Source organism: Algoriphagus yeomjeoni, assembly GCF_049821175.1.
GTDB classification, from domain to species: domain Bacteria; phylum Bacteroidota; class Bacteroidia; order Cytophagales; family Cyclobacteriaceae; genus Algoriphagus; species Algoriphagus yeomjeoni_A.
Genome location: NZ_CP187512.1, coordinates 1,530,985 through 1,557,943, shown reverse-complemented (window position 1 = coordinate 1,557,943; position 26,959 = coordinate 1,530,985). Strand labels below are relative to the sequence as shown.

At 38.8% G+C, this 26,959-nt stretch carries 21 protein-coding genes; 7 read left to right on the top strand and 14 right to left on the bottom strand.

Annotation, left to right across the window (positions count from 1 at the left end; all coding sequences use genetic code 11):
• Window positions 1-8: 8 nt before the first annotated feature.
• The 3 genes from ACPUEN_RS06190 to ACPUEN_RS06180 all read right to left on the bottom strand — a co-directional run bounded on the left by ACPUEN_RS06190 (window position 9) and on the right by ACPUEN_RS06180 (window position 3,584).
• Entirely contained in the window at window positions 9-872 is an 864-nt protein-coding gene (locus ACPUEN_RS06190) for a carbohydrate kinase family protein (RefSeq protein WP_425639242.1), read from the bottom strand.
• Complete coding sequence (locus ACPUEN_RS06185; protein WP_425639241.1) at window positions 862-2,208, bottom strand: sugar porter family MFS transporter; 1,347 nt, start codon at window positions 2,206-2,208, stop codon at window positions 862-864. The genes ACPUEN_RS06190 and ACPUEN_RS06185 overlap by 11 nt, the downstream gene beginning before the upstream one ends.
• Window positions 2,209-2,291: 83 nt before the next feature.
• Complete coding sequence (locus ACPUEN_RS06180; protein WP_425639240.1) at window positions 2,292-3,584, bottom strand: acetyl-CoA hydrolase/transferase family protein; 1,293 nt, start codon at window positions 3,582-3,584, stop codon at window positions 2,292-2,294.
• Window positions 3,585-3,823: 239 nt separating this feature from the next.
• Between ACPUEN_RS06180 and ACPUEN_RS06175 the strand changes: the two genes are divergently transcribed.
• The 5 genes from ACPUEN_RS06175 to ACPUEN_RS06155 all read left to right on the top strand — a co-directional run bounded on the left by ACPUEN_RS06175 (window position 3,824) and on the right by ACPUEN_RS06155 (window position 11,818).
• On the top strand, window positions 3,824-7,201 hold the full coding sequence (locus ACPUEN_RS06175; RefSeq protein ID WP_425639239.1) for a methylmalonyl-CoA mutase family protein: 3,378 nt from the start codon (window positions 3,824-3,826) through the stop codon (window positions 7,199-7,201).
• Between the two features lie 76 nt (window positions 7,202-7,277).
• Window positions 7,278-7,691, top strand: coding sequence for an OsmC family protein (locus ACPUEN_RS06170; protein ID WP_425639238.1), 414 nt, complete (start codon window positions 7,278-7,280; stop codon window positions 7,689-7,691).
• Complete coding sequence (locus ACPUEN_RS06165; RefSeq protein ID WP_425639237.1) at window positions 7,691-7,930, top strand: hypothetical protein; 240 nt, start codon at window positions 7,691-7,693, stop codon at window positions 7,928-7,930. Before ACPUEN_RS06170 ends, ACPUEN_RS06165 begins: the two co-directional genes overlap by 1 nt.
• A 22-nt stretch (window positions 7,931-7,952) precedes the next feature.
• Entirely contained in the window at window positions 7,953-8,951 is a 999-nt protein-coding gene (locus ACPUEN_RS06160; RefSeq protein WP_425639236.1) for a hypothetical protein, read from the top strand.
• Complete coding sequence (locus tag ACPUEN_RS06155; protein ID WP_425639235.1) at window positions 8,948-11,818, top strand: ATP-binding protein; 2,871 nt, start codon at window positions 8,948-8,950, stop codon at window positions 11,816-11,818. The genes ACPUEN_RS06160 and ACPUEN_RS06155 overlap by 4 nt, the downstream gene beginning before the upstream one ends.
• Before the next feature lie 137 nt (window positions 11,819-11,955).
• Here the strand turns inward: ACPUEN_RS06155 and ACPUEN_RS06150 are convergent, their stop codons facing one another.
• The 8 genes from ACPUEN_RS06150 to fmt all read right to left on the bottom strand — a co-directional run bounded on the left by ACPUEN_RS06150 (window position 11,956) and on the right by fmt (window position 21,759).
• On the bottom strand, window positions 11,956-12,381 hold the full coding sequence (locus ACPUEN_RS06150; RefSeq protein WP_425639234.1) for a response regulator: 426 nt from the start codon (window positions 12,379-12,381) through the stop codon (window positions 11,956-11,958).
• On the bottom strand, window positions 12,378-14,921 hold the full coding sequence (locus ACPUEN_RS06145; protein ID WP_425639233.1) for a ligand-binding sensor domain-containing protein: 2,544 nt from the start codon (window positions 14,919-14,921) through the stop codon (window positions 12,378-12,380). Before ACPUEN_RS06145 ends, ACPUEN_RS06150 begins: the two co-directional genes overlap by 4 nt.
• Before the next feature lie 883 nt (window positions 14,922-15,804).
• Window positions 15,805-17,100, bottom strand: a complete 1,296-nt coding sequence (locus tag ACPUEN_RS06140; RefSeq protein WP_425639232.1) for a dihydrolipoamide acetyltransferase family protein — start codon at window positions 17,098-17,100, stop codon at window positions 15,805-15,807.
• A 95-nt stretch (window positions 17,101-17,195) separates the two neighbouring features.
• Entirely contained in the window at window positions 17,196-18,446 is a 1,251-nt protein-coding gene (locus ACPUEN_RS06135; protein ID WP_425639231.1) for a competence/damage-inducible protein A, read from the bottom strand.
• Window positions 18,447-18,450: 4 nt separating this feature from the next.
• A complete protein-coding gene (locus ACPUEN_RS06130) occupies window positions 18,451-19,236 on the bottom strand; it encodes an SDR family oxidoreductase (RefSeq protein ID WP_425639230.1) in 786 nt (261 codons plus the stop codon).
• A 1-nt stretch (window position 19,237) separates the two neighbouring features.
• Window positions 19,238-19,738 carry a dihydrofolate reductase gene (locus tag ACPUEN_RS06125; protein ID WP_425639229.1) on the bottom strand — a complete coding sequence of 167 codons (501 nt, stop codon included), beginning with the start codon at window positions 19,736-19,738 and terminating at the stop codon, window positions 19,238-19,240.
• Window positions 19,739-19,802: 64 nt separating this feature from the next.
• Window positions 19,803-20,735 carry a DUF4412 domain-containing protein gene (locus tag ACPUEN_RS06120; RefSeq protein ID WP_425639228.1) on the bottom strand — a complete coding sequence of 311 codons (933 nt, stop codon included), beginning with the start codon at window positions 20,733-20,735 and terminating at the stop codon, window positions 19,803-19,805.
• Between the two features lie 97 nt (window positions 20,736-20,832).
• On the bottom strand, window positions 20,833-21,759 hold the full coding sequence (gene fmt, locus ACPUEN_RS06115) for a methionyl-tRNA formyltransferase (protein WP_425639227.1): 927 nt from the start codon (window positions 21,757-21,759) through the stop codon (window positions 20,833-20,835).
• Window positions 21,760-21,995: 236 nt separating this feature from the next.
• On the opposite strand from fmt, the gene ACPUEN_RS06110 reads away from it, so the two are divergent.
• Window positions 21,996-23,213, top strand: a complete 1,218-nt coding sequence (locus ACPUEN_RS06110; protein ID WP_425639226.1) for an ABC transporter permease — start codon at window positions 21,996-21,998, stop codon at window positions 23,211-23,213.
• Here ACPUEN_RS06110 and ACPUEN_RS06105 read toward each other — a convergent pair.
• A complete protein-coding gene (locus tag ACPUEN_RS06105; RefSeq protein ID WP_425639225.1) occupies window positions 23,188-23,943 on the bottom strand; it encodes a polyprenol monophosphomannose synthase in 756 nt (251 codons plus the stop codon). The genes ACPUEN_RS06110 and ACPUEN_RS06105 overlap by 26 nt on opposite strands.
• Window positions 23,944-24,043: 100 nt before the next feature.
• Between ACPUEN_RS06105 and ACPUEN_RS06100 the strand changes: the two genes are divergently transcribed.
• Complete coding sequence (locus ACPUEN_RS06100; protein ID WP_425639224.1) at window positions 24,044-24,919, top strand: ATP-grasp domain-containing protein; 876 nt, start codon at window positions 24,044-24,046, stop codon at window positions 24,917-24,919.
• On the opposite strand, the gene ACPUEN_RS06095 is transcribed toward ACPUEN_RS06100, so the two are convergent.
• Complete coding sequence (locus tag ACPUEN_RS06095) at window positions 24,916-25,728, bottom strand: tetratricopeptide repeat protein (protein WP_425639223.1); 813 nt, start codon at window positions 25,726-25,728, stop codon at window positions 24,916-24,918. The genes ACPUEN_RS06100 and ACPUEN_RS06095 overlap by 4 nt on opposite strands.
• 120 nt (window positions 25,729-25,848) lie before the next feature.
• Window positions 25,849-26,946, bottom strand: a complete 1,098-nt coding sequence (gene hisB / locus ACPUEN_RS06090; RefSeq protein ID WP_425639222.1) for a bifunctional histidinol-phosphatase/imidazoleglycerol-phosphate dehydratase HisB — start codon at window positions 26,944-26,946, stop codon at window positions 25,849-25,851.
• Between the last annotated feature and the right edge of the window lie 13 nt (window positions 26,947-26,959).

Below are 26,959 nucleotides of genomic sequence, written 5' to 3'. Positions count from 1 at the left end.
CAACTTTTTCATATATCAGAAACCTCATACCTCGGTGTCCCACCTTTTTTGCTTGCTACAAAAGCTCCTAGTTTACAAGCGAAATCCAAAACCTGATCTAATGGATGCTTTTCCAAATAGGTTTTGATAAAACCACTGAGGAAAGCATCTCCTGCACCGATGCTGTCCGCGACTTGTACTTTGTATCCTTTATGAGAGACTATTTTACCGCCTTTATAGATTAAGGCTCCTTTCGAACCTAGTGTAACGCAGATCAAATCCATAGGATAATGCTCATCCAGGTAGTTACAAACGCTTTCTATATTTGGCAATACATTAAAATAATCCGCAAAAATCTCTAACTCATCCTCGTTGATCTTTAGAATATCTGTAAAACCCAATAAGTTTTCTATGATCTCAAAATCATAAAAAGGAGGACGAAAATTCGCATCAAAAATGCGTAAGGTTTTATGATGAAGTAACCTGAGTAAGGTTGTTAGACTTGCAGAGTTCCGAACTCCAAGTGTTCCAAAGACAAAAGCATCCGAAGTAGCAACAGCCTCATCTATTTCATTATTCCACTGGATAAAATCCCAAGCCACTGGAGAGACGATGGTGTACTTGATGTTCTCGGGATCGTCGTCATTTACCAAAACTTTTGAGGTTTCATTCTCCTCATTTACCTGAATCAGATCAACTGGTAGGTTAAACGTTTCTAAAAAGTCTAGAAGCTTTTGTCCGTCAATATCATTGCCTATGGCGGAGATTAATCTTGATTTCAGCCCAAGCTGGTGGAGATTAAGCGTAACGTTCATAGGGGCTCCGCCAGGTACTGGACCAGATGGTAAGCAATCCCAAAGCATCTCCCCGAATATGACTACTTTATGCTGCATTGGTATTATGTAAGTCTTGTTGAATTTCTTCTAAGGATCTTCCCTTGGTTTCTGGCATTTTGTATTTCACCCAGAGTAACTGCCAAACCATCATCAAGGCGAAAAAACCAAAAATATATCCTGGTCCAAATTGATTGGCAAAATATGGAAAGACGTTGGCAATCACTGCAGCGAATATCCAGTGGGTAAAACTTCCGATGGATTGACCATATGCGCGGAGTTCATTGGGGAAAACCTCAGATATGAAAACCCAAATCACGGCTCCTTGACCTACCGCATGGGAGGCTATAAACGTAAAAATAAATATAGGTAGCCAGAAGTTGTCAATTCCTCCTACAAGAAAATTGTAAGCCATAAGAGAAAGAGAAATGATATAGCCCATCGAGCCGATATACATTAGCTTTTTTCTACCGATTCTATCTATCAAATACAATCCAACAAAGGTCGCCAGCAGATTCACCACGCCTATTCCAATAGTAGAGAAAAGCGCTGATTCGGTTGAGATGCCTGCCATTTCAAAGATTCTTGGAGCAAAATAGATTATTGCGTTGATGCCGGAAACTTGGTTGAAAAAGGCGATAAATATTGCCAGCATGGTGGTGGACAAAAACGCTTTACTGAATAAAGCTGCAAAACTTCCCTTCTGTTTGATAGTTTGTTCTTCAATTATTGCCAGTCGAATAGCTTCATCTACTCCCTCTGGATCAGTTCTGGTTAGGATTTCTCTTGCTTTTACCTGATCGTTGAACTTGGCAATTAGCCAACGTGGACTTTCCGGTATTTTGAATATCATTACAGTATAAATCAACGCAGGAACCGCCTCCATCCCAAGCATCCAGCGCCAGTCGTTTGCAATTTCCGCTGTGCCAATCAAGTAGTTTGACAAATAAGCCATCAGGATACCAAACACGATATTGAATTGATAAAGTGCTACGAGTAATCCTCTGTTTTTGGCAGGCGCTATTTCAGAGATATACATAGGAGCAACCACGGAAGAAGCACCAACTCCCAAGCCCCCAATAAATCTAAAAAACATAAAGGAATACTCATCTGGAGCCATTCCTGATCCAATCGCAGAGATTAGATACAGGGCACCAATCCAGAGTAAACTCTTTTTTCTTCCAAATTTATCTGCTGGGATTCCTCCAAACAAGGCGCCGATTACAGTACCATAAAGCGCCATTGCTATGGCAAGACCATGTGTGAGGTCATTTAATTTCCAGATATCCTGAATGGCTCGCTCTGCACCTGATATAACAGCAGTATCAAATCCAAACAAAAAGCCGCCCAATGCAGCTGTGATTGAGACAAAAAAGGCGTATTGTTTAGAAGTCATTAGCTGTTTTGGGTTGTTTTTAGTTTGCTAATCTAGAGAGAAGCGGAATAAATTAAAACTAACTGAATCAATTTACCTTGATTTTATCGAAAAGGGTAAATAAAACTGCCGAACCTCTCTACGATAGCTTTTTCAAGAGTTTCTCTGTGTTCGGGATGAGCGATTTTCATGAGCTCATATGCACGCTGACGTAAGTTTTTCCCATAAAGATTGACCATACCGTACTCCGTCACCACATATTGCATGTGCGCTCGGGTGGTGACTACCCCAGCCCCTTCTTTTAGGAAAGGGACTATTTTGGAAGTTCCCTTTCGAGTAACTGAAGTCATGGCCATAATGGGTTTTCCTCCTTCAGAAAGTGAAGCACCTCGCATGAAGTCCATTTGCCCACCTACGCCTGAGTATTGAAAGCTTCCTATGGAATCTGCGCATACCTGGCCTGTAAGATCCATTTCCACACAACTGTTGATGGAGATGACTTTGGGATTCTTACGAATGACAGCAGTATCATTGACATAGGCTGCCTCATGAAATGAAAATTCAGGATTATCATCTATAGCATCGTATAGTTCTTTCGTACCAGTGACGAAAGAAGAGACTATTTTACCCGGATGTTTTTTCTTGTATTTATTGGTAATAGCACCAGATTTGAGAAGTCCCAAGATTCCATTTGAAAACATTTCTGTATGAATTCCAAGGTCTTTGTGCTGCTTTAGTGAATCTAGAACAGCATCCGGAATAGCACCGATTCCCATTTGAAGCGTAGATCTATCTTCAATAAGTGCCGCGCAATGGTTGCCTATTCTTCGTTCTGTTTCTGTGATTTTTTCACCATAATCAACTATTGGAAGTGGCTCATCCACATAAATTGCCGCATGAAATTTCGAGATATGAATTTGTCCATCACCGTGGGTTCTTGGCATTTGCTTGTTCACTTGCGCTATGATAGTCCGAGCAGTTTCCACAGCAGGCTTGGCTACATCCACAGAAGTCCCAAGTGAGCAAAATCCATGTGCATCTGGCTCCGAAACCTGTACAATGGCAACATCTATTTTGAGAATATTTTGGCGGAAAAGATGACCGATTTCACTTAGAAAGATAGGAACATAACCTCCATGCTCAGAATTGACAGCCCCTCGCACATTTTGTGATACAAAAAGAGAATTCATGTAAAAGCTCTTTTTGCAGTCATCAGAAACTAAAGGCATATCTCCCAAGGTAGTAATGGCGACTATTTCAACGTTATTGAGTTCATCTTTTCTGTCAGCCAACGCATGAAGTAGGGTCGTCGGTGTCGCTGCACTTCCATGGATAAATACTCGTTGATGGCTCTGGATAGAAGAAACAGCAATTTCTGGCGTGACATAGTTGATCATGGCAGTAAAAATTAAGAGTAGTAAACTAGTAATGGACAGATTCCAAGGTCGGAAAAATTATCAAAAAATAGATTAGCGTAGAAAATTTATGAATCAATTAAGCCAAATAATATTTTGTTTTTCACCCAATCGCGGAAGTGAAGCCCCTTTAAAATTACTATATTTGTCTGCTGAGAAAATGGGTTTGAAGCCTGTTTTGCTCATGAAAATAGAAAACTACATCTAGCTAAACCAACTCCATGACTACGATTCCTGAGAGCTATAAACCCAAAAATCACATTAGAATTGTTACCGCTGCCTCATTGTTTGACGGGCATGATGCTGCGATTAATATCATGCGCCGTATCATACAGTCTACCGGCTGTGAGGTAATACATTTAGGTCATAATCGATCTGTACAGGAGATCGTTGATTGTGCGATTCAAGAAGATGTCCAGGCAATCGCAATTACATCTTATCAAGGTGGGCATGTGGAGTTTTTCAAATACATGTATGACTTGCTTCGTGAAAAGGGAGCCGCACATGTTAAGATTTTTGGTGGAGGGGGAGGGACAATCCTTCCTGAAGAGATCAAGGAACTGCATGAGTATGGGATTACTAGAATTTATGCGCCAGACGATGGACGCTCCATGGGATTGCAGGGAATGATCAATGACTTGGTAAGTCAATGTGATTTCGCCATTGGAGATGAGCTACCGGAAGGTTTTGTACTCGGAGTGAAGAGTAAAGAGCATGTGGCAAGAGCCATTTCTGCTTTCGAAAATTTCCCGGAAAACTCCACCCAGCTTCTAGAAAAAGTTAGAAAACAAAGTAATGAGTGTAAAACTCCTGTGCTTGGTATTACCGGTACAGGAGGTGCTGGTAAGTCTTCCCTTGTGGATGAATTGGTTCGAAGATTCATTATGGATTTCGAAGATAAGACATTGGCTATCATATCTGTTGACCCATCTAAGCGAAAAACTGGTGGAGCACTCCTTGGAGATAGAATTCGTATGAATGCAATTCATCATCCACGTGTGTATATGCGTTCTTTAGCTACCAGACAATCAAATCTAGCACTGTCACGCTATGTGCAAGATGCGGTGGATACGGTGAAAGCTGCTGGTTTCGATATGGTGATTTTGGAGACTTCCGGAATTGGTCAATCTGATACGGAGATTATTGAGCATTCAGATCTTTCCCTGTATGTGATGACGCCGGAATATGGAGCTGCTTCCCAATTGGAAAAAATCGATATGCTTGACTTTGCTGATGTAATCGCTTTGAACAAGTTTGATAAGCGTGGAGCTTTGGATGCCATTCGGGATGTGAAGAAGCAATTTAAGCGCAATCATAATCTTTGGGAAGCAAAAGATGAGGAGCTTCCAGTTTTCGGAACCATAGCTTCCCAATTCAATGACCCTGGGATGAATCAGCTGTATCGCACTTTGATATCCAAGATTGCTGAAAGCCATCCTGAGATGAGTAGTGACTTTGTTTTGACAGCCGGAAGTTCTGAGAAGATTTATATTATTCCCCCAGCAAGAACCAGATACCTTTCCGAGATCTCGGAGATCAATAGAAACTACGATGTCTGGGTGGAGGAGCAAAAGGAGATCGCTCAGCAGCTTTACAGCATCACAAAGTCTATTGAAGCCATAGAAAACACGAAAGTGGAGGATAAGGATCGTCTGATCAAAGAACTTCAGGAAGTATACGCGCAAGTAGAACTTGAATTTGATCCAAAGAATAAAAAGTGGTTGGAGGAATGGCCCGCAGAAGCAGCTAAATACGGTGAAGACTATTATATTTTCAAAGTGAGAGATAAGGAGATCAAGATTAAAACTTTCTCCATGTCACTTTCTGACTCCAAAATCCCAAAGGTTTCCTTGCCTAAATATGAAGCTTGGGGCGACATTTTGAAATGGGGATTGCGGGAAAATGTTCCAGGCAAGTTTCCATACACTGCAGGCGTTTTTCCATTTAAAAGAGAAGGAGAAGATCCAACAAGGATGTTTGCAGGCGAAGGCGGACCAGAGCGTACCAATAAACGCTTCCATTATGTGTCCAAGGATACAGACGCTAAGCGTCTTTCCACTGCCTTTGACTCCGTGACATTATATGGAGAAGATCCGGATCACCGCCCCGATATCTATGGTAAAATAGGGAATTCAGGTGTGAGTGTTTGCTGTTTGGACGACGCAAAGAAGCTTTACTCTGGCTTTAACTTAGTAAATCCAATGACCTCTGTGTCAATGACTATAAATGGTCCTGCTGCTACTATGACAGCATTTTTCATGAATGCTGCCATAGATCAACAATGCGAAGTTTACATCAAAGCGAATGGACTAGAAGATGAGATTGACCAAAAAATCAATCAAATCTATAAAGCTAAAAACCTTCCAAGACCTACATACAATGCCAAGGTTCCGGAGGGAAACAATGGTTTAGGACTGATGCTTTTAGGAGTCACGGGTGATCAGGTGTTACCTGCAGAGGTTTATCAAAAGATCAAAGCTGATACCATTGCGAAAGTGAGAGGAACCGTACAAGCTGACATTTTGAAAGAAGATCAGGCACAGAATACCTGTATTTTTTCTACTGAATTTTCTCTTAGATTGATGGGGGATGTTCAGCAGTATTTTATAGAAAATGCCATCCGCAATTTCTATTCGGTTTCTATTTCCGGTTATCATATTGCTGAGGCAGGAGCAAATCCAATCACGCAGCTGGCTTTGACGCTTTCCAATGGCTTTACTTACGTGGAATATTACGTGAGCCGTGGCATGGATATCAACCAATTTGCGCCAAACCTTTCCTTCTTTTTCTCGAACGGTATCGATCCGGAATATGCGGTTATCGGTAGAGTAGCGCGTAGGATTTGGGCCAAAGCCATGAAGCTAAAGTATGGTGCTAATGAACGCTCCCAGATGCTTAAGTATCATATTCAGACTTCTGGTCGCTCCCTTCATGCACAGGAAATTGACTTCAACGATATCAGAACTACCCTTCAGGCGTTATACGCGATCTATGATAATTGCAACTCTCTGCATACTAATGCTTACGATGAAGCGATTACGACACCTACTGAAGCATCAGTTCGTAGAGCGATGGCTATCCAATTGATTATCAATAAGGAATTGGGATTAGCTAAGAATGAAAATCCTATACAAGGAGCCTTCATTATAGAGGAGTTGACCGACTTAATAGAAGAAGCTGTTTATATTGAGTTTGATAGAATTACCGAGCGAGGCGGAGTGCTAGGAGCTATGGAGACCATGTATCAGCGTGGGAAAATACAGGAGGAAAGTATGCATTACGAAATGCTGAAGCATACAGGAGAATATCCGATCATCGGTGTGAATACTTTCCTCTCCTCCGACGGTTCCCCTACGGTCACTCCTGGAGAAGTTATCAGAGCAGAAAAGTATGAAAAAGAAGCTCAGATCAAGACCTTGCAGATACTCCATTCAGCAAACCCAGAATTGGTGAATAAGCACCTAGAGGCATTGAAGAGGGTTTCTGTAAAGAATGAAAATATATTTGAGGAACTAATGGAGGCAGTTAAGTATTGTTCACTTGGTCAGATTACACATGCGTTATACCAAGTAGGCGGGCAGTATCGCCGAAATATGTAATCTTAATTCAAGATTGAAAAATTGCAAGATTGAAAATTCTTAAGAATAATAAGTCTATTGATTAATTAGAGATAAAATGGCAAAGAGAAATGTGACAGTTCGCATGAAAGCGGATCACGAATATGAGTCAGTGAATCCACAAGGGAATGTAGTACAGATAGATATGTATGATCCTCAGGATAAAAAAGCACAGTCTCCAATGGATATGCTACTTTCCGCGTTAGGTTCATGTGCCTCTGTAGATGCTGTCTTGATGATGAAAAAGAAGCGTAAAACAGTGAATGATTTGATCGTAGAGGTAGAAGGAATTAGAAACGATGGCGTTCCTGCATTTTACACCGATATTCATTTGAGGTTTATCCTCACCTCTCCGGATGCCAAAGAAGAGGAGTTTGCAAAAGTGGTTGCGCTATCGGTAGAGAAGTACTGCTCGGTAGCTTCTTCTTTGAAGTCAACCATTACATTTTCATCAGAAGTAAAAGCAGTTTAATGAGAGTTGTCAAAGAATTTAACCAGGAGGATATTCGCATCAGTATATTCTCCTGGAATAATAAATATATCCTCAAATTTGAATTGGGGCCAATGGAGCAAACTTTCAAAATACCTGAAACGGATGTTCTAGATGAAGCTGATTTGGAAATTTTTTGGAAGGGAGATTTTTTTGAAAAAGTGAAGGTAAGATTTAAAGAAATGGGAGATTCATTTAGGGCTGAAGTGGGAAATTTATAATTTCCTGATTAGTTTGAATCCTATGAAGTTCAATTTTCTTTGTTTTGTCCTTTTTCTAACATCCTGCAATTCTTCTGATAAAACGCAGCGGGACCATAGCCTTGGCTTTGATGATTCCATTATTTTGGAAATGGAATCTGAGCTTAAAATATTGGAAAAGGAAATCATTTTATTAAAAGATCATTTCGAATTTCTTCTGGAAAATCGGGATAGTATTCTGAAAAAAGCAGACCGTACTAAGTATAGTTTTGATGGGGGATATTCTACTAATACTCCTCAAGATTCTGAAAATCTGAGCTCTGTAGTTATTTTAAATACAACCAGTGATTTTGATAAATCAATGGAAAGTGTGTTGATAACTAATAGTATGGATTCTCTATTTAAGAACTCGCTTGAAAAGTATGGGATTATTGCTCAGGTCTATTACAATGCCATAGATCAAGTGTCGAGAGTTTTTCCTCCTTATGATGCAAAAGCACTATTGGATTTAAATATTGATGTTACAGCGTTTAATTTTTTCTATGAAGGGGATTTTAATCATAATCCAGAAAAGGGTCCAAAATGGATACCTGAAGTATATGTAGATCCTGCAGGAAGGGGATGGATATTGTCATTGGTTCACCCGGTTCTCTTGGATGGTGAATTATATGCTGTATTGGGCATTGATATCACAGTAGAAGAAATTTTTGAACGATATTTAGAAAACAAAAAAGGTGAGTATTTGATCGTAAATAGCAAAGGCGATATAGTCGGAGGGAATTCCGGTGCTATCGAGGCTCTCAGTTTTCCTCCTTTGTTAAACCATGTATATAGAGAAACAATCCTGTCAGACAACTACAGAGTTTCTGACTACAATTTGTTTAATAGCAAGAATAAGGAAGTTAGAGAAATGGCAAAATCTATCATTTTGAAAAAGGAAAAATTTTATCAATTCAAGGATGAATTTAGTCCAGAAGCAGCCTATGCGGCTCCTTTTAATCTTCTAGAGTGGTATTTAATAGAGATTGAGCCAAGTTTATGATGAAAAATAGATTAGGATACCGTAGAGATTTTTGGCTCACTCTTGTGATTGGTAGTGGGTTGGTCTTTATGGTGGTCCTATTAGGTGTCAGTTTTTTTATTGCTATTTCTGACGCTGAAGTCAAGGCTAGAAAGGAGTTCTTGATAAAACAGACGGAACTTGCTGCTTCCGAGATTGAGCTAGCTATTGATAGATTTGAAGAAAACGCCAATGGACTTACAGACTATCTTGAAGACGATGATCTGGATGGGGATGATTTCAGAGAAGATCTAACCAAAGCTGTAAGAAAAATCTATAATAACTATCCAGGCCTCATTGACACTGCATGGGTAAATCTTCAGGATTCGGTGGTGTACATGACCAAAACTGACCGAAACGATTTCATTCGAAATAGATATACCAAGAAAGTACCACTTAAAGGAAGTCGTAATTTTCTCTATTTCACAGAAGGGACCGGGAAGGGATTTGAAGTTACATTTTCGTTAGATCCGGTAAAGTTTACCAAGAATTTTGTCACTCATTATTATTTGAATAATGGGGGTAAAAAATTGTTACTTATAGATGAAGAACTGGTAAGCCTTGATCTTGAGAATGCGCAATCCAATTTAGAGATTGATGCCGTTTCGCTTAAAAGTATTCAAAATGATGCTTCTATAGGTGTAATTGGGATATACGAAATTGATTGGGAGCAGGAGACAGAAGCCGGCATTGGAGTATTGGTAGAATATCCTTTTGACTACGGAAGTATTTATGAAAATGTAGCCCTATTATTTATGATTGAATCCAGTTCAATCACAAGTGGGATTTATAGTACTTATCTATTTTTATTTACCGGTTTTGTATTACTATTAATTGGTACCGTAGTATTTTTTACGCTTTCACTACAAAACAGATTGGAGTCTCAAAAACTACTAGAAGAAAGTGCCACGGAGATTTCAGAACTATTTGACCAGCAAAATATTTTACTTAAGGAGCTCAGGGGCTTTGTGTTTTTTCACGATAACAAAGGACAGATAACTCGCGTAAGTGACGAAGTGGAAGAGATATTAGGACATCCTAAATCCGAGTTTTTGGAGGCATTTGGAAGTAATGCAAACCATGTAGATGTTTTGAATGTAAAAAGGTTGGTGAAAGGAGCGTTGAGTCAGAATAAGTCATTTATTGATCTTGAATATGATTTTAATAAGCCAGATGGGTCAGTAGTCAGGTTAAGAATCTTCGAAAAACTAATCTTTGATAAGCTCAGTAGATTTAATGGTGGACTTGGGATTTGCACAGATATTTCTGACCAATTTCAAAGTAAGCAGGAGTTGATTGAAAGTGGTAAACGTCTCCAAAACCTCATCGACAATATTCCAGATATTATTTTTGCGTATGATAATGATGGGGTTTTATTGGAGTCTTATGCCAAAGATCAGAAATTTCTAAAGTCCTTAGGTACCTCGGTAATCGGAGAGTCTGTATTTGATTTGGTTCCAAAAAAACAACGTGACCAGACGAAATTTGCTTTTAATCTTGCCAGAAAATCCGGACAAATTCAGACGGTAGATTTAAATTTCAATTCTGGACACGATAGTCAGTACTTTGAGATTCGTTTTTTCCCTTTGGATACCAAGCGAATGATGTCTATTACCAAGGATATTACCAGTCAGCGTGTTTGGGAGAAGGGCTTGGTAGAAGCTATGAATGCTGCAGATCAAGCTAGTAGAGCTAAATCCGAATTTTTGGCAAACATGAGTCATGAGATAAGGACACCAATGAATGGGCTCTTGGGAATAATTGATTTGCTTGACCAAACGACTTTGAATGATGAGCAGCTTCAATACCTGGATGTAATCAAAAATTCAGGTAATTCCTTATTGAGTATTATTAAGGACATCCTCGATTATTCTAAAATTGAGGCCGGAAAGATAGAAATCAATTCCAATAATTTTTGTCCTGCTGATGAGCTTGAAAAGCAAGTTCAAATTCTCTTTGGACTAGCTCAAAAGAAAGGAGTTATCCTCAAAACTATCCATCAGCCAAAAACCGAGGAGATGATGGAAGGAGACGTGGAGAAAATCAATCAAATAATTCTGAACCTGGTTGGCAATGCTGTGAAGTTTACCCCAAAGGGAGGGACGGTGTTGGCAAAGCTGGAGATTGAAAATATTTCAGGAGGAATTAATTATTTAAAATGTATAGTTCAAGACAGTGGAATAGGTATTCCAGCAGAGGAAATCCCTAAACTCACAGATCCATTTTATCAGGTTGAAAGCTCAAGCTCAAGAAGTTATCAAGGAACTGGACTAGGTTTGGCCATTGCAAAGAAGATTGTAGAGTTGATGGGAGGAGAGCTCACCATATCAAGTGAGCTAGGGAAAGGTTCTGTCTTTTCCTTTTCGGTGATTGTTAAGAAAGCAGCAGACACAGTAACAGAATACTCTTTAAATGATCAGCCAAGGAGGGTAAATTGGAATGGAATGGCCAAGGAATTTCCGCTCAGAATTCTTTTGGCAGAGGATAATGACTTAAATCTTCAGCTTATGCATCTTATGCTGGATCAACTAGGCTATGAATTTGAGGTAGTTAGAAATGGGCAAGAAGCCTTGCAAATGGTCAAAGAAAAAGAGTTTGACATCATTCTGATGGATGTACAAATGCCTATTTTAAATGGTTTGGATGCAGCAAAGGAGATTAGAATGTTGGGAGAGCAGGGGAGAGTTTTTATTGTTGGCTTGTCAGCCAATGTCTTTGATGAGGATCAGAAAAAAGCTGTAGAAGCAGGTATGGATGATTATTTGACCAAGCCAATTAGGCTATTTTCGTTAGCAGAAAAATTGAAAGAGTATTCCTTAAAGACTGAACTGTCACCTAAAAAAGTATAAAAAAGCCGGTTTGACTGGCTTTTTTATACTGGAGTATTGAAATCAATGGAGTTACAACATCTACCATCTTCGTGGATTACTGCATAGAATTGATGGACTATACAAGGATTTTACCAACTAGTATTAACTATTACATCTTAGTTTTCATTAGCTAAGTGTTCCCCTAGCCAACTCCCCAAATTTTCCTTAAGAAGATATACTTGTTCTTCCTCCATCGGTTTTTGCCAAAAATCAATAATGAACTCGTATTCCTTGGATTTTTCAAATTCACTTTTACTTAGGGAAGAAGTAACCATCACCACTTTGATATCCGCATGTTTGATTTTCTCGACTAGAATTTCCAAGAATTCCCACCCGTTGATTCGGGGCATATTGATGTCTAAAAAAATCAAAATTTTGGTAGTAGATGCATCTATAGGAATTATGTAGTCCAGCGCCTTTTCCGCATTTAGAAAAGTGCTTGGGTCCCTATTGAGCGCACCTTCTTTGACGATGATTTCGTGGAGAAAGAGTACTCCAGGATCATCGTCAATGATAAGTACCTGAGGTGTGTTAAATGTCATTTCTTTTGTAGGTTTTCGGACATGTAATGTGTTTCCTTCACTATTTTATCAAGCTGTTTCAAAGCATCCAAAAGTTCCAATTCGAGTTGTTCTTTGCTTTTACCCACATTGGTGTATTTAGGGTAGTTGATCAATAGTTGATTGATTCCCATTGCTTTGGTCAGTGGTGCCCGTACCAGATGAGATTGATTCCATGTGATTTCCTTCAGAATCAAATTTTGATCCTCAATTTCATTTACAGCGATTTTTAGTTTTTTATTAGAATAGCTTAGTTCCAAAGTCCGCTTAGCTACTTTTGCCTCCAGGTCCTTTTTCATCTTGCTGTTGAAGTAGTGTTGAAAGATGAAGTATGCCAAAAGAATTATTGCTAAGGCGATAAGGGTCCAAAAGTACGGAGTTTCAAAAAATGTGGCTTCTACTTTGATAGGAATGGTTTGGTTCATTTCGAGCTGACCATTTCTAAGCATGATTATTTCTAATTCATATTTTCCGGGTTTCCACCCATTAAAGTTTAATTGCCTTTGATTTTCGATGGGAATCCAAGGGCCTGAATTTTTACCAATTCTATAGAAAAGTGAATACTGCGAAGGGTTTTCAAACTCTATCAGGCTGAAAGAAACCTGAAACATTCTAACTCCTGCAGGAATTATAATTTGATTTTCAATCGCTGTGATTTGATCGCCGACACTAAGCTCGTCCCAAATAAAGTTGATTGGATTTTTTGGAATTGTCGAGAGTGAAATGGGATCTATTATACCTACTCCTTCTACAGTCGGAACCCAGATTTTACCCGAATAATCAAGCATGGCAGCAGGGAAAATCAATCCGTTAGATTCCGAATTTGGCATCCCCATTTCCTGGTTATAGAGGGTGGAAGCAAGAAAAAAATCTTGCTCAGAATTATTTTTAAAATATTCCAGTTCTGAATCTGAAAAATATTGAACCCCAAAGTTATTGCTAATCCAGATTCCATCTACAGGATCCTCAGTGATGCTATACACGCTCTTTGATTTAAGCCCGTTAGGCTTCTTGATGGAATTGAATTCGCCCTTTGAATTAAAAAGAATTCCTCCGTGAGTGGCAAACCACAAATCGCCACTCTTATCTTCATGGATATCGTATACTACGTCTTCTCCGGGGGTAAGTGGCAGTTTTTGGTTATTGAGAAATTTACCGTTTTCTATCCTGAAGATTCCTCCGTTTAGGGTTCCAATGATGATTTGCTTGTTTTTAAGTTCCAGGATGCTGATGAAGCTGGTTCGATCAAATTCAGCAGGAAGTTCTACCGAATGGAGGATACCAGCTGTATCATAATAGTGCATACCGCCATGGCGCGTCAAAATCCAAAGCCATCCTTTCGAATCCTCATAAATGGCTTGAACATAGTGACTTTTTAGTCCATCCTTTGAAGTGATGGTATTGATCACTTTGCCTGATTTTTGGTCAATAACCGAGATGCCGGTCGACGAACCAGCGTATATTTTTCCTTTTGAGGCACCTATAGTAGTCACTCTGTTTTGGATCAATCCATCTCTGGTGGACAAGGAATGGATGGTTTGGCCTTTGATCCGGTGAAGGCCATCTGCCATAGTTCCTATCCAAATGCTGCTGTCCTGTGCTTGAAAAATGGGTTTGATGTTTTTTTCATGAAGCACATCAAAATTCAGTTGTTTTACTTTTGCATCTTTTACTACTGCCACACCTTTTCCTAAGGTTCCCAAATAGATGATATTATCCTCTTTGATTATTTTTCGAACTATATAATTTTTTAGCTCTGGGTAGATATAGCGGGATATTTTACCGTTATCAATCGATAAAATCCCCTTTTCCATAGACCCTGCCCATATCTTGTTTTTGGAGTCGATAGTCAGACTAGTTGAGTTGATGTCTGGATATTCCCGATAGGAAACGATCAATTCCATTTCATAATCTTCCTTCAATCTATAAATCCCCTCATTTGGATTCGATATAAGTAAGAAGTCAGCATTACCAAACACTTTTTGGACTACAAATGAATCGGAGGATATTAATTGGGATTTTTCTGCGATCATATCCAATTCATAGAGTCCTCGTGTAGTCCCCACCAATAGCTTGGATGGGCTTAGAGCGTAAAATGAAAAAATTTCCAGGGGAAAGTCAGGTTGCCAAAAATCAAGTGTGCCAAATGTCCCATTTTTCCAAGTATGGATTTTTCCAGTTTGGGTACCTATCAATAATTCTCCCTTTTGATTTTTAGAAATTGCCCTAATCCAAGTCTTGTCGGCGATTTCATGGCAGTCGATGACTTTAATTATGTTCTTTTCCAAAAGCGCGATACTCCGATCAGCGGATGCCCAGATACCTTCCTCAGTTTTGAAAAATGTGTAATACGTCTGTTCGATCATCAGAGGATTGGTCTCCTGGTCAAAGATCTTGGTGTTGGTTCCGTCCAGTCGCACCAAACCCTCCTCAGTGGCAGTCCAAAGGTAACCGTGATTGTCTTTTTCCAGAGCGTAAATATTATTTTGGGGTAGACCATTAGAATTGTCCCAGATATTCATGATGTAATTGCTGGGAACTATGGTTGAATCCTGAAAATAAAATTCCGACCGGGCATAAACATTTACATTCCCTGTAATTAAGGTTGCAAATTGGATGATGACAAAGAAAGCTGATATAATTATAACCTTAAGATTCAAAACTGAGGAGATCGGGGAATTGCTAATTTTGGAAAGTACTGCGCTAAAATCACTTAGTTTTTTTTCTGAGATTTTTGATTTGTTTTTTTATAAAACTGGGTTTAATAAGCTTAAATATAGGATATATTTTCCCCTCGTTTTAGCGTGCAAAGTAATATTTCGTGAATGTATTTGCATGCATTTTTTATATAAAACCGAGTCTTTTTTAAGGTAAATTATCAACTACAGAAAAGTACCTTTATAAGTATAAAAACCTAGGTTATTTGATTCTTATTAGATAAAAATATTTCTTTAATTTTTATAGAAAATCGAAATAGAATTTGATTTTGCAAAAAGAGAGCTTTAGAGAGAAGTTAACTCCGGCAAAATTTAAGGCAGGTTAACCATTTCAAACAATGCAGGATCGAAGCCAACATCAATATTGAGTTTGGGTGTCCCAGTGTCGAAGTGAGGAAAAAGTGTTTGAAATCATTCTGATGAATGTACAAATACCTTTTTAAAAGGGTTTAGATGCAGCAAGTGAAATTTTATTGTTGGGAGAGCAGGGGAAAGCTTTTATCGTTGGCTTATTAACCAATGTCTTCGATGAAAATCTGGAAAAAGTAGTGGAAGCTGATATGGATGATAATTTTATCAAGCCTAATAGGCTATTTTCATAGGCTGGAAAATTCAAAGATTATTCCTGAAAAACTGAATTATCGCATAGAAAGGTATAAAAAAAGCCGGGCTGACCGGCTTTTAATTTTTATAGTGGAGTATTGATATCAAATGCTTCCAGATAATCTGAAACTCGCTTGACAAACTTGCCTCCAAGTGAACCATCAACAACCCGATGGTCATAAGAGTGAGATAAAAACATTTTATGTCTGATTGCAATCACATCGCCAGTCGGTGTCTCTATTACCGCTGGTTTCTTCACTATAGCACCTACTGCCATGATTGCTACCTGAGGCTGAGGGATGATAGGTGTTCCCATTACATTGCCAAAAGATCCAACATTGGAAACGGTATAAGTACCTCCAGCTAGATGATCAGCGTTTAGTTTATTGTTTCTAGCAAGGTTTGCGAGCTCATTTACTTTTTTTGAAATGCCGACAAGATTAAGTTGATCAGCTTTTCTAATGATGGGTACGATGAGATTACCGCTTGGTAATGCTACCGCCATACCAATATTGATGTCTTTTTTCCTAATCAATCTATCTCCATCAACTGAGATATTGATCATTGGAAAATCCCGAATGGCTTTTGCAACAGCTTCGATAAAGAATGGAGTATATGTGATTGACTCGCCAAATTTTGCTTTATAGTCTAACTTATGACGCTCTCTCCATAGGACTATATTCGTCATATCAGCTTCTACAAATGATGTAACATGGGCAGAAATACGTTTTGACTCCACCATGCGCTGAGCAATCATTTTGCGCATGCGATCCATTTCGATAATCTCATCTTCACCCGAAACACTAACTTGTACCTTCGGAGTAGAAATAGATGGAATTGAGGTAGTTTCTATGACAGGAGCTTTTCTGGATTCAAGGTAATCTAACATGTCCTGCTTGGTCACTCGTGCCTCTTTGCCAGTACCTGGCACTTTGGCAAGCTCAGCTTTAGAAATTCCTTCTTCCTTGGCTATACTTTGAACTAGAGGTGAGTAGAATCTTTCATCACTGGCGTCAGTGGATTGAGGAGTTTCTTCTTTTGCTAGGATTGCAGCTGTGTTTTCTGGGGCCTCAGCAATTAATTCTTCTTTCTTACTTGCTGTTTTAGACCCAGAAGTAGGTGCTGTATTTTTTTCCTCTCCTTCAGTTTCAATGATTGCAATAGGAGCACCCACGGCGATCACATCTCCTTCTTTTGCAAGGATTTGCTTCAGTACACCAGCATGGGTAGAAGGAACTTCAGTATCAACTTTATCCGTAGCCACTTCCAATACAGATTCATCCTGTTCAATCGTGTCACCCTCTTTCTTAAGCCAAGTAAGCACTGTACCTTCTATGATACTTTCGCCCATTTTGGGCATTAGCATTTCTACAATCGCCATGGTTATTATTTAATAATTTATTGGGTTTATATACAAGTTTTAAAATTAAATTTTATAAAACACTAACCCAAACCTTTCAATAGAAATTTTATTTGTTATTTCTCCAAAATACAAATTCGAAGGAGATTCAAAACTGCAACTCCAGTCAATTGTATATTGAGCATTCTGTCTTGTGTAAGCTGTAGTTTTTTGGTCTCAATAAAACCCTCTCCAGCACAGGATATCCAAACAGTACCAACCGGTTTTTCATCAGTTCCCCCATTTGGACCAGCAATACCGCTACTTGATAAACCAAAATCAGCATTGAATAAATCTCTAACTCCTGTGGCCATTTCTCTGACAGTCTCTTCACTAACGGCACCAAAAGAGCTTAAAGTTTCATTCTTAACCTGAAGAATTTCATTTTTGAATTGGTTATGATAAGGTATTACTGCTCCTTGAAAATACGAACTACTGCCGGAAATACTTGTAATTAAATGTGAAATGTAGCCTCCCGAACAGCTTTCGGCTAAGGCTATTGTTTTATTATTTGTTGTTAAAAGCTTACCAATTGCAGTTTCTAAAGTTTCAGAATCATAGCCATATACATATTTCTCAATACTCGGCAAGACCAGATTGATTTGTGCTTGTATATCTTTTTCTATTTGGGTTTTATCCTGGCCAAAACCTGTAAGTCTTAACTTGACATGACCTAAGGACGGTAGGTAGGCCAAGCGAATATTCTTTGGCAAGGCATTTTCCCATTCCCGTATTAAATCAGCCAGCCAGCTTTCTCCAATACCAACGGTTTTTACCATGCGATGTACAATGATTGGAAGGGGGAATAGGGTAGGAAGCTTTGGTAAAACGAAGTCAGTCATCAGCTTTTTCATCTCATGGGGAACACCAGGCATTGACATCCAGTAGGTTCCATTTCTTTCAAACCACATCCCTGGAGCTGTCCCTACCTCATTTGGCACATAAGTACAGCAGGCAGGCAAATGACCTTGCAGGATGTTTAGAGGAGTGATTTCTCTTCCACGTTTTTTGAAAAATTCTGTGACGGCTTCCACTGCTACAGGATTTTCTACAATTGGGCAATTAAAGTATTCTGCCATCAAGGGTTTGGTCAAATCATCTTGCGTAGGACCAAGTCCTCCAGTAATCAAAATGATATCAGCTCGGGCTTCTGCTGAAGTAAAAGCAGCCAGGATATCTTTTCTATCATCGCCCACCGTGGTTTTTCTCACCACTTTGACACCCATAAGATCCAACTCTTTGCTGATCCAATGACTATTTGTATCTACGATTTGACCATAGAGCAACTCATCTCCTATGGCTATTATTTCAGCTCTGACTACTTTCATTCTTTTATCTCACTTCTGATTTGCGGAGGATTTTTGTGAAAACTGTTGGGACAAATCGCTTCAGATAAATTCCCAACGTCTCTTTTCCTCCTATATATACTTCTTCTTTTTTCTTTTTAAGCGCAGTAAAAATCTCCTTAGCACAATCTTCAGCACTCATTCCATTTTCCTGGGCTTTATCCATTTCATTCAGTGGAGAACCGTCGGCAGTCAAGGCATTTTTGGAAACATCTGTCTTGATAAAACCAGGGCAAATCATCGTCACAGAAATATTTTCCTCAAAATGTTCTAATCTTAATGATTCGAAGAATCCATGGAGTGCATGCTTTGCCGCTGCGTAACTTGATCGATACGGAGAGCCAAATTTTCCTACCAAGGAGGAAATGACTCCAAATTGCCCAGATTTTCTTTCAATAAAATGAGGGAGTATTGCTTTTGTAAGAGCCACTGTGCCAAAGAAATTAACTTCCATAAGCTTTCTATCCACTTCAATTGGAGTGTCCCTAATCAGTGAGCGCTGGCTAATGCCACCATTATGAAGCACCGAATCAATATGCCCAAAAGCAGCAATTGCTTGAGCTGTTTTCTCTGGAAATGAGGCCTGATCTATCAGGTCAAGAGGAAGTACTTTGCAATTTTCCGGATGTGAGCTAGTTGATTTCACTTTTTCAAGTGCTTCTACTTTTCTCGCTGATAGAATTACTTGGTATCCCTCACTTACAAATTTATAGGCAGATGCTTCTCCAATACCTGAAGATGCTCCAGTGATCCAGATTACTTTTTTAGACATACTACTTATGGATTCTTTCGTAATTGACGTAAGTGAACGGGTACTGATTGCGATCATCAGCAGGATGAAATTCACTGAAAGTTATCTTCCAGTTTTCCTTGTTGAATTCCGGGAAATGGGTGTCTCCATCAGGAGAGGCTTCTACTTCAGTGAGAACCAACTCGTCAGCCATAGGCAATGTTTGACGGTAGATTTCACCACCTCCGATGACATAGAGATGTTCTATATCCCTCTTTTGGCAAAATACAAATGCTTTTTCTACATTTTCAAACACATAATGACCTTCAGGTACTTTATAGTCCTTATTTCTGGTAATTACGATATGGGTTCTATGCGGAAGAGGTTTTCCCAATGACTCAAATGTCTTTCTCCCCATGAGAATAAAATGATCGGAAGTGAGTCTTTTAAATCGTCTGAAATCGTCTGGCAATCGCCAAACAAGTCCATTTTCCTTACCAATTACATTGTTGGTAGCCAATGCGGCTATTAGTGATATCTTCATGCAAAATCCTTCTTGCCTTGAAGATAATAGGCCTTAACCCCATAAAAAATAAAAAAAGCCAGAATTACTTCTTCTCCATGTTATTCATGATGTTTGGATAATCTGCCATGGTAAGGGATTTAGGAGATGATTCATCTATTTCTATCACTTTCATCTCTACTTTCTCTGAGTCTTTGGAGGTGAAAGTCAATTCCATGAAATTGCCTTCGGGCATATTTTTGAAATGCTGCGCGTATCTTTCCTGAGCTTTAGATGTCATCATAGGGCTGTTGGTGCCCCAAAAGGAAGCATATCCTCCAATTGGTTTATCTGTCAACCAGTAATAGCCTTCTCCATCCTCGCTGACTACATGATACTCTTCACAGGCATACCCTAGAATATCTTTGGAATTTCCTGTTTTTTCAATTGTTACATCATACTCATCACTATTTGACTCTATTTTTTCATCCACCATTTCATCCAAATCGTCCATATCTAGTTTGTAAGCGAAACTTGATTTTTCGCCTTTATTTTCTAGAAATACGATTGATGCCTGATTTTTCACATCAAAAATCATAGATGTAGTGGCTTTTGGGTTTTTAGGATCAATTAATTCCATTCCAGTATAATCTGTGGATTCAGCTAGATAGGATTTTAAAAGAAAAGGATCCTCTGTCTTTCCTTTTTCATTTGTGCTGACCATTTCTAGTACTAAATATCCAAAGAATTCATACTCATCCTCCGTGTCTACAGGTTCTCCAAGACCGCCTAAAACCTTGCTCATATCAAAACCTCCAGTGGAAGACCTGTCGGACCCATCACCATACATATCGGAAAACAATTTTTCAAGCTGCTTTTCGGTCATTTTGGTCGCTTCTTTCTCTACTTTGTTTTGTATGGCTTTCTCTACACCTCTATTTGCAGCTTTCTGAATTTTTTTAATGAATTGAGCTTCGGCAGAAAAGGAAAAAGAGGTTATGAAAAGCAATAATAGGATGCCACTTAACAGATTTTTCATGATTCTATATTTTAAAAATTGGTATTTACTTCCTTTAAGTTCCTTAAAATCAGTGTAAAAATGAAATATTTATCGCTTTATTTCAGCTTTTCTCTAATCATGAAAACTTATACCCCCTGAGTAATTCGTCAACTTTCATGCGTTTTTTGCCTTCCAACTGAAGTTCTAAAATGTCCAGGATTCCTTCACCTGTTTGGACTTTCATATAGCTTTTATTGTCAGTTTCCAATTGCCCGATGGATTTGTCTGTGGATTGTTTTGAGGAGAAGCTGGTTTTGTAAATTTTACAGATTTTGTCTTCAAACCTAGTCCAAGCAGCAGGGTAGGGAGAGAGTCCGCGAACCAAATTGTGAATGGATTCAGCTGATTTATCCCAGTTTATTTCGCAGGTCTCTTTGAAAATTTTTGGAGCATGATGAATAGCTTTGGATTCGTCTTGAGGCAAAGCTTTAACCCTATCTTCTGCAATATCTTCTACGGTCTTAAGAACCAACTCTGAACCAACGTTCATCAGTTTTTCATAAACAGTACCGAGATCATCTTCAGCTAGAATCGCTACTTTTTCTTGATAGATAATACTTCCAGTGTCAATCTCATGCTTAAGAAAGAATGTTGTCACTCCTGTTTCGGTATCGCCATTGATAATAGCCCAATTGATAGGAGCTGCACCTCGATAATTGGGCAAAAGAGATGCATGCAGATTGAATGTGCCTAATGGAGGCATATTCCACACGGACTCAGGAAGCATTCGGAAAGCAACTACAATCTGTAGATCAGCCTTTAGCGCACGTAGTTCATCCTGAAATTCTGGCGATTTTAAATTTGTCGGTTGAAGAATATTCAAATTCAGTTTCAGCGCAGCCTCTTTTACCGGTGAGGGAATTAGCTTCTGACCACGTCCTTTGGGCTTATCCGGTGCCGTAATCACTCCTACGATATTCCATCCATTTTCCACTAATAACTCTAAAGCAGGCACTGCGAACTCAGGAGTACCCATGTATATAATTCGAAGATTCTTTTTCATAGTGAAGTTAATTTGAAATTTGAATTTAGAATTTGAAATAGTCAAACTCAATTATTGATAAGGCTTTTGGCAAGTTAGAGCTTGTTGGTTCCTAACTATTACTAGCTATGATCTTAGCCAAGCTGAACAGAATTTGAAAGAATTAACGCTACTATACTCAAAAAGTAAATAAAGGGCGAAAGTTTCGTTTGCTTCATGCTATTTTGCGGTCTCATCGAACAAATTAAAGCAGTCCTTTGAACCTTTCCTATTTCATCGCCAAAAGAATCAGTTTCAAGAAAGCTGGTGGGTTTTCGGCCACTATACATAAAATTGCAGTAGGAAGTCTAGCACTTGGTCTAGCCGTATCTCTTGTTTCCTTTATGGTTTTGGGAGGTTTTCAAAGTACCGTTTCCGAAAAAGTCTACGGTTTCACAGGTCACTATCAAGTGCAGCGATTCACAATGAGTAATGCCTTCGAGGAAGCTCCTTTTTCTTTGAATTCCGAGTTCAGCAAAACCTATCGAGAACTTCCTTTTATTACTAAGGTTCAGTCATTTGCCCACAAGGCAGCTTTAATAAAAGGAGATGAGGAAGTAGAAGGGGTATTGATGAAGGGTGTAGGCCAGGATTTTGACACGCTGGGTTTTAAAAAGTATGTAATAGAAGGTAGAATGCTTCAGATTCCCAAAGAAGGAACGAGTAATGAAGTCATGCTGAGTCAGTTTATTGCCAATAAATTGCTGCTGAAAGTAGGTGATAAGATCACGCTTTATTTTGTGCAGGATCCACCTAGATACAGGAGAGTTGAAGTAGTAGGAATCTTTCAAACATACCTTGAGAATTTTGATGAGAAAATTATAATTGGAGAATTACAAACCATCAGAAATCTGAATGATTGGACCAAAGATCAGATTGGCGGGATGGAGGTTTTCGTGGATGATTTTAATAATGTTGATACATATACGCCTGTTATAGAAGAGTATATGGATTATGACTTAAAGTTGATAAATAGCCAAGATAAATTCCTGGAAATCTTTGACTGGCTTAGTTTATTGGACAACAATGTCTATGTATTCATTGGCTTGATTGGCTTTGTGGCAATCTTTAATATGGGAGCAATTCTCTTTATTTTGATCATGGAGCGAACTCAAATGATCGGTTTGCTGAAAGCTTTGGGTTCTACCAATCAACAAATCCGAAGGATATTCTTTTGGAATGGGATCAATATTCTATTGCGGGGAATGATAATAGGAAATGTGATAGGACTAGGAATTGGCTTTTTGCAGGATAAATTCAGATTAATCCCTTTAGAAGCTGAAAGTTACTACATGAGTTACGTTCCAATTGATTGGAATTGGCCAGCTTTTGTCCTGATAAATATTGGTATTGTAGTGTTGACAGCAGCTGTATTGTGGATACCGGTAATGGTGATTTCTAAGGTTGACCCTATTCGGTCAATACGCTTTGATTAGCCTTATATGGGCTGAAAATACTTTTGATTTTCATAGAGATAACTCCAAATCCAGCTTCCTTAAAAATCCCTGGGCTCATTTTTGAAGTTCCTTTGGTACGGTCAGTGAAAATGATTGGAATTTCTACGAGTTTATACCCAAGCTTCCAAGAGGTAAATTTCATTTCTATTTGAAATGCATAGCCTACAAATCGGATTTCATCCAGTTTTATTCCCTTTAGGACTGACTTATGGTAGCATTTAAATCCGGCAGTTGCGTCTTTTACTGGCAATCCAGTAATAAATTTCACATATACACTGGCGAAGTAAGACATCAAAACTCTCCCCATAGGCCAGTTTACCACATTTACTCCTGTGATGTATCTGGAACCAATAGCTAGGTCAAAACTCCGATCAGCACATGCTTCATAAAGCCGTATTAAGTCATTAGGGTTGTGCGAAAAATCTGCATCCATTTCGAAAATGAAATCATAATCCTTCTCTAAAGCCCATTTAAAACCAGTAATATAGGCTGTACCTAAACCTAGCTTTCCTTTACGCTCCAACAAGTGAAGTCTATCCGGAAAAACAATTTGTTGGCTCTTTACCAAATTACCGGTTCCATCGGGACTACCGTCGTCAATCACTAAAAGCTCAAATCCACCATCCAGCTTCATGACCGCATGGATCATGTCTACGATGTTTTCCTTCTCATTAAAAGTTGGGATTATGACGAGTTTACGATGGTTCATAGCTAGAGCAAAGGCCAAAAATAAGGCTAAAGAGTGATTTTAGAAGAGTGGTTACTATAAATTTTGGTTAAAGCATAGATTTGCGTAAAATTCACCAAGAATGATCCATGTAGCTATAGTCAGTTATTTCTCAGTTGGGGCGTATGATAACAATACACTCGATGAAAATCAAATGTTGTCGGGAATTCTATCCGAACTTCAAATTTCTCATGAGATTGTAAGTTGGTCTGACCCTGAAGTTAAATGGGAGCAGTTTTCACTCTTGCTAATCAAGTCAACCTGGGACTATTTTGACTATTATCCTGAATTTTTGAGTTGGATAGATAAAATCAAAAAGCTGGGCATACCTGCCTTAAATAGCATGGATACCATTCTTTGGAACTCTTCCAAAAGATATCTTCTGGAAATTGAATCCAAAGGTTATCCAGTTATTGCAGGGATGATTTTAGAGAAAGGAATGCCAATTTCTAAGGAGAATATTGAATCAAAAATCACATCAAAAACCTGGGTAGTGAAGCCTTTGGTGAGCGGAGGAGCAAAGAATACCTTGAAAATAAATTCTGAGAACTGGGAGAATCATGTTGATAAAATTCAATCCTGGGTGAAGGAAGAAGCATTTTTGGTTCAACCTTTTGTCACTGAAATTGAAGAGGTAGGAGAGTATTCACTTATTTTTTTCAATGGAATGTTTTCCCATGCAGTTTTGAAAACACCAGCAAGTAAAGATTTCCGGGTGCAACACTATTTTGGCGGAACGATAAAGCCTGTTAACCCGTCTGAATCTATGCTAGCATCCTGTCAGAATTTGATTAATGAATTTGCAGCAGATAGCTTATACGTAAGAGTGGATGGGGTAGAGATTGATAGCGTATTTAACTTAATGGAGTTGGAAATGATCGAACCTTATTTATTTCTTGCTATTTCTGCCGAAGCCCTATTAAACTATAAAAAGGCCATTTCAAGTCGATTGCTTTAAGTGTTACAGAAGTCAAGTTGTGCTTTTGCATAGGCACTTCCCTTGTTTGCAGCAGTTTGGATGAGCTGACAACCCTCAGTATCACCAAGAGAAGCCATACACAGGCCCTTACGAGCCATAGCTTCTAGGTGGTTTGGGTTTTCCTTCAGCACAGCATCAAAATCTTCTACTGCCCATTCTAATGCCCCTGGTATAAAACCTGCATTCATATAGGCAAATCCACGATTGTAGCGGCCTACTAAGTTGTTTGGCTCACGACTTACATAAGAATTAAAAGAAGCTGCGCATCCTAAGGCATCCCCTTGATAAGCGAGAGCCATTCCTGTGTAGTAATAAACTTGGGCATAATCAGGATTCAGATCTGCTGCTAATCGTAGAAATTCCTCCGCCTTTCTGAATTTCCCATTCATTAACATAGTCCTACCAAGTAGATACATGATGTCAAAATCTTCTGCATCTAGTGTAGCTGCACGAAGAATCATAGTTTCTGCACTTTCGTAATCCTTTTGCTCAAAAAGTAGTTTAGCCAAACCTCCATATGCATGGGCATATTCCTTATCGATTGAAATGATTCGCTCGTAATCTGATTTTGACTTTTCAATTTCTCCCAGCTCTTCGTAGCACCTGGCACGAATATGTAATGCTTTTACATCAGTGACATTGAAAAATAAGTACGAATTCAAATTAGAAATAGCCTCTTCATATTGCCCGTTGCTAAATTGACGTTCAGCTTCTTGAAGGCTGCTTGAACAAGAGCTACTTATAATTAGTATTAAAATAATAGGCAGGGTACGTAAAAGTCGTTTCATAACTGAAAGAACAAAAAAAAAGGGATTAGGAAAAATTATTGATGTGAAATTTTCCTAATCCCTACGAAATTTTCAGAATTAACCCTTTCGCATTTAGAAAAGACTATAATCTGATGTTTTTTAAAGAACGCCCTTCGTACTTGGAAGTTGATTGATATTTCTAGGATCACGCATCACTGCCATTTTTATAGCCCGAGCAAGTGCCTTGAAAATCGCTTCAATTTTGTGATGCTCGTTATCTCCTTCTGCTTTGATATTTAGATTGCACTTTGCAGTATCAGAGAAGGATTTGAAGAAATGATAAAACATCTCCGTGGGCATATCACCGACTTTTTCCCGTTTGAAATCAGCCTCCCACATAATCCAAGGCCTACCGCCAAAGTCAATTGCAGCTTGTGCTAGCACATCATCCATTGGCAATAGAAATCCGTACCGGTAGATGCCTTTCTTATCACCCAAAGCTTTTAAATAGGCTTCTCCCAGAGCCAATCCAGTATCTTCAATCGTATGATGCTCATCGATGTGTAAATCACCATTCACCTTGATCTCCAGATCTGTGCTTCCATGTTTGCCTAGTTGCTCGAGCATATGGTCAAAGAAATGCAAGCCAGTTTTGATATCGCAGTGGCCATTTCCATCTAGATTTAACTTGATGTAAATATCAGTTTCGGAAGTCTTGCGGATTACTTCAGCAGACCTAGGAGGCATTTTCAAGAATTCGTAAATCTCATCCCAGTTAGTGGTGCTTAATGCTGCATTTTCCACTTTTTCTCCAATGAAAATCGCCTTGGCTCCAAGGTTCTCAGCAAGCTTCACGTCTGTGAGTCTATCTCCGATTACATAAGAATTAGCCAAGTCATATTCTTCAGAAAAATAAGCTGTCAAAAGACCAGTCTTCGGCTTTCGGGTTGGTGCATTTTCACTTTCAAAAGTCTTGTCGACGTGTATTTCCTTAAAGAAGATATTCTCTTGTTCAAGCGTTTTTAGCATTTTAAATTGGGCTGGCCAAAACGTGTTTTCCGGAAATGAATCTGTCCCTAACCCATCCTGATTGGTAACCATGACCAACTCAAAATCAGTCTCTTCTGCAATTTTACGAAGGTTAGAAATAGCCTTCGGCAAAAACTCTAATTTCTCTAAGCTATCTACTTGAAAATCAGTTGGTGGTTCTTTGATGATGGTTCCATCACGATCTATAAAAAGTACTTTCTTTTTCATCGGTTTATTTTTT

What these genes read in the sequence shown, in the direction of transcription:
- ACPUEN_RS06190 (WP_425639242.1), bottom strand. Translation starts at nt 872, where the DNA reads ATGCAGCATAAAGTAGTCATATTCGGGGAGATGCTTTGGGATTGCTTA.
- ACPUEN_RS06185 (WP_425639241.1), bottom strand. Translation starts at nt 2,208, where the DNA reads ATGACTTCTAAACAATACGCCTTTTTTGTCTCAATCACAGCTGCATTG.
- ACPUEN_RS06180 (WP_425639240.1), bottom strand. Translation starts at nt 3,584, where the DNA reads ATGATCAACTATGTCACGCCAGAAATTGCTGTTTCTTCTATCCAGAGC.
- ACPUEN_RS06175 (WP_425639239.1), top strand. Translation starts at nt 3,824, where the DNA reads ATGACTACGATTCCTGAGAGCTATAAACCCAAAAATCACATTAGAATT.
- ACPUEN_RS06170 (WP_425639238.1), top strand. Translation starts at nt 7,278, where the DNA reads ATGGCAAAGAGAAATGTGACAGTTCGCATGAAAGCGGATCACGAATAT.
- ACPUEN_RS06165 (WP_425639237.1), top strand. Translation starts at nt 7,691, where the DNA reads ATGAGAGTTGTCAAAGAATTTAACCAGGAGGATATTCGCATCAGTATA.
- ACPUEN_RS06160 (WP_425639236.1), top strand. Translation starts at nt 7,953, where the DNA reads ATGAAGTTCAATTTTCTTTGTTTTGTCCTTTTTCTAACATCCTGCAAT.
- ACPUEN_RS06155 (WP_425639235.1), top strand. Translation starts at nt 8,948, where the DNA reads ATGATGAAAAATAGATTAGGATACCGTAGAGATTTTTGGCTCACTCTT.
- ACPUEN_RS06150 (WP_425639234.1), bottom strand. Translation starts at nt 12,381, where the DNA reads ATGACATTTAACACACCTCAGGTACTTATCATTGACGATGATCCTGGA.
- ACPUEN_RS06145 (WP_425639233.1), bottom strand. Translation starts at nt 14,921, where the DNA reads ATGAATATCTGGGACAATTCTAATGGTCTACCCCAAAATAATATTTAC.
- ACPUEN_RS06140 (WP_425639232.1), bottom strand. Translation starts at nt 17,100, where the DNA reads ATGGCGATTGTAGAAATGCTAATGCCCAAAATGGGCGAAAGTATCATA.
- ACPUEN_RS06135 (WP_425639231.1), bottom strand. Translation starts at nt 18,446, where the DNA reads ATGAAAGTAGTCAGAGCTGAAATAATAGCCATAGGAGATGAGTTGCTC.
- ACPUEN_RS06130 (WP_425639230.1), bottom strand. Translation starts at nt 19,236, where the DNA reads ATGTCTAAAAAAGTAATCTGGATCACTGGAGCATCTTCAGGTATTGGA.
- ACPUEN_RS06125 (WP_425639229.1), bottom strand. Translation starts at nt 19,738, where the DNA reads ATGAAGATATCACTAATAGCCGCATTGGCTACCAACAATGTAATTGGT.
- ACPUEN_RS06120 (WP_425639228.1), bottom strand. Translation starts at nt 20,735, where the DNA reads ATGAAAAATCTGTTAAGTGGCATCCTATTATTGCTTTTCATAACCTCT.
- fmt (WP_425639227.1), bottom strand. Translation starts at nt 21,759, where the DNA reads ATGAAAAAGAATCTTCGAATTATATACATGGGTACTCCTGAGTTCGCA.
- ACPUEN_RS06105 (WP_425639225.1), bottom strand. Translation starts at nt 23,943, where the DNA reads ATGAACCATCGTAAACTCGTCATAATCCCAACTTTTAATGAGAAGGAA.
- ACPUEN_RS06100 (WP_425639224.1), top strand. Translation starts at nt 24,044, where the DNA reads ATGATCCATGTAGCTATAGTCAGTTATTTCTCAGTTGGGGCGTATGAT.
- ACPUEN_RS06095 (WP_425639223.1), bottom strand. Translation starts at nt 25,728, where the DNA reads ATGAAACGACTTTTACGTACCCTGCCTATTATTTTAATACTAATTATA.
- hisB (WP_425639222.1), bottom strand. Translation starts at nt 26,946, where the DNA reads ATGAAAAAGAAAGTACTTTTTATAGATCGTGATGGAACCATCATCAAA.